This window comes from Cupriavidus phytohabitans (genome assembly GCF_000426345.1).
Classification (GTDB): domain Bacteria; phylum Pseudomonadota; class Gammaproteobacteria; order Burkholderiales; family Burkholderiaceae; genus Cupriavidus.
The window spans coordinates 1-5,903 of record NZ_AUFE01000147.1; the positions used below are offsets into that span (position 1 = coordinate 1).

The window sequence follows — 5,903 nt, forward strand, 5'->3', positions numbered from 1 at the left end:
CCAGTTGTCCAGCCCGGCGAACTCTCGATACAGCGGGACGTCGTGCAGCGCTTCTTCCATCGCCGGGTCCGACAGGCCGAACCATTGCTGAACGAAGTGGATGCGCAGCATTGCCTCGACCGCGAACGGGGGACGGCCGCGCTTGCCTTCCGGGGCGTACGGAGCGATGAGCATCACAAGATCGGCCCAGGGCACCACACGATTCATCTCGTCCAGGAATTCGCGCTTGCGGGTGCGCTTGGTCGACAAGTTCAGTCCGAGGTCAGTTTGTTTCATGCGCTACATGCTCGCCGGCTCGACGATTCATTGCAAGCACATCCGCCGGCTAATTATGCAGAGCATCCCTAGATTGATTGGGACAATGCCAACAGCGGCGCATAGCCCGTCACAGCTCTTCTGGGCGAAACCTTTTAGCAAGTATCGATTCGAGACACTTTGCAAACAGATTCCTCCTCGGGCCGCCGCCGAAACGCTGGACCAACCGGTAGACGTCATTAATGCGACCATCATAAGCAGACGATAGGGAATCGCCCGTTCAGCCACTCAGGTTCCACACGCCTCGGCCGGGCAAGCGCCCGGCATTCCTATGTGCGACCAGCTTCTTGTACAAGGCCGCCCGACTGATGCCGATGCTTGCGGCAGCGCGAGCCACGTGGCCCGAACTTGCAGCCAGCGCGCGGACGAGATAGGCGGCTTCGAACTGGGCCATGGCTTCGGCATAACCGAGTTCTGGAGGGGGCTGAATGAGCGCTTCCGGAGCCGCGGGTTGCGCCGGCAATGATCCCGGATCCTGTACGACTCTCAAGCCAAGCAGAGACGCCAGCGTGCTGTCATCCACCTCGCCAGTATCGTGCATCATCACCAGCCGCTCGAGTATGTTGCGCAATTGGCGTACGTTGCCAGGCCAATCATATTGGACAAGCATTTTCAGTGCGGCCTGCGTCAGCACAGGGGCGTCGCGCTCCGCGCGCGTGCAAATCTCTTCCAGCATGGCATATACCAGAGGCAAAAGATCAGGCTGGCGCTGCCTCAGTGGCGGCAGGCAGATTGGCAGCACATTGAGGCGATAATAAAGGTCCGCACGGAACTTGCCGGCTTCCACCAAGGCTGGCAGATCGGCCGAGGTGGCGGCGATGATGCGCACATCGGAGCGGATGATGCGGTTCGAGCCGATGGGCTCGATCTCTTTCTCCTGCAAGGCACGCAGTAGTTTGCTTTGCAGCATCAGAGGCATGTCCCCGATCTCGTCGAGGAACAGTGTGCCCCCATCGGCCAGTTCGAACTTGCCCATACGGCCTTTGCGCTCTACGCCAGTGTAAGCGCCGGGCGCCGCGCCGAAAAACTCTACTTCGAGCAATGTCTCGGGAATGGCCGCCATATTGAGTGTCACCAGCGGCCGCCCCGCGCGCGCCGAGGCGGCGTGAATGGCATGGGCCAGCAGTTCCTTGCCGGTGCCAGTCTCGCCCAGCAGCAACACCGGTGCATCGGCTTGTGCGGCACGGCGCGCCATCCGTTTGACCTCCAGGGTCGCGGGGCAGTTGCCAACGAAGCTGGCAAAGGTGTACTTGGCGCGCCGCGTCTGTTCCAGCGTATGGCGCGTAGCCATCAACTCTTCCCGCACGCGCGTGTAATGCGTGAACAGCGGGGTGAGCGACTTGAGCTCGTCGAAGAGGGCAAAGCCAACCGCGCCGATTGTATTGCCGTCGTTGTCCTTGATCGGCAGTCGCATCACGATCATCGGATCCTGAGGGGTTTCGAGGATATCGAGCAGGATCGGCTTACCCGTCTTGACCACCTGACGCATCAAGCTGTTTGGAATGACCTTTTCGCACTCCAGGCCGATAGCCGCCTGTGCATCCTCGAAACCGAATCGTGCGGCATACCGCTTGTTGATCCACACAACGCGCGCGTTCGTGTCTACCACGATAGTTCCCTCGCTGAAGTTTTCGAAGGTCCTGAACAGCGATTCCATGGCGCGCCGGGCAACGGCATCGTAATTGCCCAACATGCTCCTGTTTTCCGCCCGCAATCTGCTCATCATTGATTTCTCCATATGGAGACAAATTCTCACACAAAAGACTGCTTTTATCAATTTGTCTATGTTTCGAGAATTTTCGGTGCGACATACCGGGTTGTAGTGTCTTATGAGCCATATATTCGCCTGGCATGAAGGATGCAATGATGCCGTGCCCTAGGCCGATTCTGCCCGCTCAGGGCAAATACGTGCGCGGCGGTTAGCCGACCCCGCCATCACACGATGCAACCAAGAAAAAATCCTCGTGGAGACTTCATGTCATTTGTTGTTGTCGTTGCAGCCCTTGCTTTTCTGATGCTCGCCGCTTACCGGGGTTACAGCGTCATTCTGTTTGCTCCCCTGGCCGCGCTCGGCGCCGTGGCCCTGACGGAACCCTCCGCTGTCGCCCCAGCATTTACGGGCATCTTTATGGAGAAGATGGTCGGTTTCGTGAAGCTGTATTTCCCGGTGTTCCTGCTGGGTGCCGTCTTTGGCAAAGTCATTGAGCTGTCGGGCTACTCTCGCTCCATCGTCGCAGCCGCAATCCGCTATATCGGCAGCGCGCGCGCCAACGCTGTGATTGTTGCCGTGTGCGCCTTGCTGACCTATGGCGGGGTATCGCTCTTCGTGGTGGTGTTTGCCGTGTATCCGTTTGCGGCGGAGCTCTATCGCCAGAGCAACATTCCCAAACGCCTGATGCCCGGTGCCATCGCACTTGGCGCTTTTTCGTTCACGATGGACTCTCTGCCGGGTACGCCGCAGATCCAGAACATCATTCCTACGACGTTCTTCAAGACCACTGCATGGGCCGCGCCGGTGCTTGGCGTGGCTGGAGCGCTGTTCATCATTATCGTGGGCCTCGGCTACCTCGAATGGCGGCGGCGTGATGCATTGAAACGCGGTGAAGGCTATGGCACCTCGCTTCTGAATGAGCCGGAACCGGTGCAGACGCTGCATCTGCCAAATCCGTTGCTCGCCATGGCGCCGCTGTTGGTGGTTGGTGCGTCCAACTTTGTGCTGACCCGAATGATCCCACAATGGTATGGCGCACAGAGCAGCGTCGCCTTGCCCGGGCTGGCCAAGCCAGTCACGCTGCCGACCGCAACAGTGACCGCCATTTGGGCAGTTGAAGGTGCTTTGCTGCTGGGCATTGCATTTGTGTTGCTAACCGCATTCGGCGCCGTGCGAAAGCGATTTTCCGAGGGCACGAAAACGGCTGTCGGAGGCGCGCTGCTGGCGTCGATGAATACCGCTTCGGAATATGGGTTTGGTGGCGTGATTGCGGCGCTCCCGGGTTTCCTCGTCGTAGGCGACGCTCTCAAGAGCATTCCAGATCCGCTAGTTAATGCCGCTGTTTCGGTGAGTTCCCTGGCAGGTATTACGGGATCGGCCTCGGGGGGAATGAGTATTGCTTTGGCGGCCATGGGCGACACATTCATCCATGGTGCGCAGGTGGCCGGCATTCCGCTTGACGTATTGCACCGTGTTGTATCGATGGCCAGCGGCGGCATGGACACGCTGCCACACAACGGCGCGGTGATTACGCTGCTGGCTGTGACCGGCCTGACGCACCGCGAGTCATATCGGGACATCTTTGCCGTCACGCTGATCAAGACGCTGGCTGTGTTCTTTGTCATCCTGGTCTTCTATCTGACTGGGCTCGTCTGACCGCGCCATGCATGTGCGAACGCTTTCGCGCATGCAGTACCGATCCCTCTACTGCAGACTTCTATGACATCCCTGAATGGAAAAACCGCGCTCGTCACCGGCTCAACCAGCGGCATTGGCCTGGGCATCGCGCAAGTGCTGGCTCAGGCCGGCGCCAATATCGTACTCAATGGCTTTGGAGACTCGGATGCTGCGCTCGCTGCCATTCGGGCAATCGGCACCGAAGTTATCAATCACGCCGCCGACATGCGAAATTCGAAGGAGATTGAAGCCATGTTTGCCGTGGTGCATGAGCGCTTCGGCGCATTGGATGTACTGGTGAATAACGCGGGCATCCAGCATGTGTCACCGATTGAGACCTTTGACGCCCAAAAATGGGACGACATCATCGCCATCAACCTGAGCTCTGGGTTCCATACAACTCGGCTGGCGCTGCCTGGCATGCGTACGCGCAACTGGGGCCGGATCATCAATATTGCTTCGGTGCACGGCTTGGTTGGATCTGCTGGAAAGTCGGCCTACGTGGCAGCCAAGCATGGGCTAGTACAACATCCCGTAAATAGGTTGAATAATTAATCGCCTCCGATATCATGTCGGGATGAGCCGAGGTCGACATGCAACGCCAGTGAAGCTGGCGAAGAAGGAGCAACAGGAACTGCTGTCGCTGATCGAACGCAAGACGGCTGCGCAGCGAGATGTCATGCGTGCACGAATCGCGTTGTGAGCCCATGAGAGCCACTCCAATACCGTCATTGCGCGAGAATTGGATGTATCGGTACAAACGGTCTGCCTATGGCGTAAGCGCATTGCCAAGCACGGAGCCCAGGGCATTCGCAAGGGTGAGCGTAGCGGCCGTCCGCCACGCATCACGCACGAGGCGCGGCTACAGTTGATCGCGCTGGCGTGTGAAACGCAGGAACCTGAGGGGCGGGTTACGCCGACGCTCGAGGAGATTGTGGCGCGCGCCCTGGAGCGCGGTGTCGTCGGGCAGATCAGCCGCAGCCAGGTGCAGCGCATTCTGCAGGCCGGCGACGTACGTCCGCACCGGATCCAGCAATGGCTACACAGCCCGGATCCGGCCTTTCGCGAGAAGGTCATCGAGCGCAAGTACCCCGGACGCGCGCCCGCGCCGGGGCGGCTGCGTCGTCGTGAGTTTGAATATATTCGTCACGGCACCCAGGCGTTGATTGCCGCGCTGGACGTCCATACTGGACAGGTGCCGGCAGAATGCCGCGACCGGCGCACCCAGGATGATCTGGTCGCTTTCATGGAGCGCGTGGCAAGCGCTTACCCGGGCAAACAGGTGCACGTCGTCTGGGATAACCTGAACACGCATCGCGCCGGAGCCGTCTGGCAGGCGTTCAACGCGCGGCACGATGGGCGGTTTCACTTCCACTTCACGCCATTGCACGCGAGTTGGGTCAATCAGATCGAGCTCTGGTTTGCTTGCTACACGCGCCGAGTGCTGCGCCATGCGAGCCACACCAGCATCGCGCACCTGCGCGAACGCACCGAGCAGTTTGTCGGCGCGCACAATCAGGTGCGCCGGCCGTTCAAATGGAGCTTCCGGGGCTACCCGCTACAAACCGGCGCATCGTAATCGAGATCGACATGCCAGCCTTACCCGCCAAACACTACGCTGCCGAATTGCAGAAGCAACTGCGCAGCCTCCTCGGCCACGAGCAGATCATCACGCAAGCCTACGGTCGTCACCTGCTGATCAAACGTCTGGACGACGAGGAGCCGACCGTGGTGGCACGACTGACCGAGCTCGGCCGACAACGCTATGGCGCCGCCTTTCGTACCCACAGTGGGCGTTGGGAGCCACTGCCTGGCACCGGCACACTCGACGAGATGGCCCAGTTGATCGTCACGCTCCTGGAGCCGTATTTACAACCCGATAATTATTAAAGCTATTTGAGGGATGTTGTGCTAGTGGGATTGACGAAAGTCGCCGCCCTGGAAACGGCGCTCACTGCTGTGACCTGCAACGCTATCTGTCCAGGCTTCGTACTGACGCCGTTGGTGCAGCAGCAAATCGACGATCTGGCCGCAAGGGCGGCCTCAAATCTGAAGTGCAAAACCTTGCCATTTGGTAAGGTGTGGTGAATGACGAAGAAGAAGTACCGGCAACTGCAACCCGAAGAGCGCGTGCGCATCGAGATTTGGAAGGCGGAGAACATCGGCGTGAGGGACATGGCCTTCCGGCTGGGGCGCTCGC

The 5,903-nt window shown here is 59.5% G+C and carries 5 protein-coding genes and 3 pseudogenes; 6 read left to right on the top strand and 2 right to left on the bottom strand.

The genetic code is table 11. The annotated features are described in order from the left end of the window. Window positions 1–276 (bottom strand): IS5/IS1182 family transposase (locus K309_RS38615; RefSeq protein ID WP_035878809.1); only part of this gene is annotated, 276 nt, incomplete at its 3' end. Window positions 277–535: 259 nt separating this feature from the next. After that, window positions 536–2,038 carry a sigma-54 interaction domain-containing protein gene (locus K309_RS0133505; protein ID WP_029050303.1) on the bottom strand — a complete coding sequence of 501 codons (1,503 nt, stop codon included), beginning with the start codon at window positions 2,036–2,038 and terminating at the stop codon, window positions 536–538. Between the two features lie 252 nt (window positions 2,039–2,290). On the opposite strand from K309_RS0133505, the gene K309_RS0133510 reads away from it, so the two are divergent. From K309_RS0133510 to K309_RS41135, 6 genes and pseudogenes are all read left to right on the top strand, one after another. Beyond that, on the top strand, window positions 2,291–3,682 hold the full coding sequence (locus tag K309_RS0133510) for a GntP family permease (RefSeq protein WP_029050304.1): 1,392 nt from the start codon (window positions 2,291–2,293) through the stop codon (window positions 3,680–3,682). Between the two features lie 63 nt (window positions 3,683–3,745). Then, window positions 3,746–4,228, top strand: a pseudogene (locus tag K309_RS38620) (SDR family NAD(P)-dependent oxidoreductase); the annotation flags it as partial. Window positions 4,229–4,280: 52 nt separating this feature from the next. Continuing rightward, window positions 4,281–5,282: pseudogene (locus tag K309_RS38625) on the top strand (IS630 family transposase). Between the two features lie 11 nt (window positions 5,283–5,293). Further along, a complete protein-coding gene (locus K309_RS0133525) occupies window positions 5,294–5,593 on the top strand; it encodes a hypothetical protein (RefSeq protein ID WP_029050305.1) in 300 nt (99 codons plus the stop codon). A 21-nt stretch (window positions 5,594–5,614) separates the two neighbouring features. Next, window positions 5,615–5,740: pseudogene (locus K309_RS42235) on the top strand (3-hydroxybutyrate dehydrogenase); the annotation flags it as partial. A 51-nt stretch (window positions 5,741–5,791) separates the two neighbouring features. Continuing rightward, window positions 5,792–5,903, top strand: a 112-nt coding sequence (locus K309_RS41135; protein WP_156914534.1) for a helix-turn-helix domain-containing protein, incomplete at its 3' end; no start/stop codon positions are given.

What these genes read in the sequence shown, in the direction of transcription:
- K309_RS0133505 (WP_029050303.1), bottom strand. Translation starts at nt 2,038, where the DNA reads ATGAGCAGATTGCGGGCGGAAAACAGGAGCATGTTGGGCAATTACGAT.
- K309_RS0133510 (WP_029050304.1), top strand. Translation starts at nt 2,291, where the DNA reads ATGTCATTTGTTGTTGTCGTTGCAGCCCTTGCTTTTCTGATGCTCGCC.
- K309_RS0133525 (WP_029050305.1), top strand. Translation starts at nt 5,294, where the DNA reads ATGCCAGCCTTACCCGCCAAACACTACGCTGCCGAATTGCAGAAGCAA.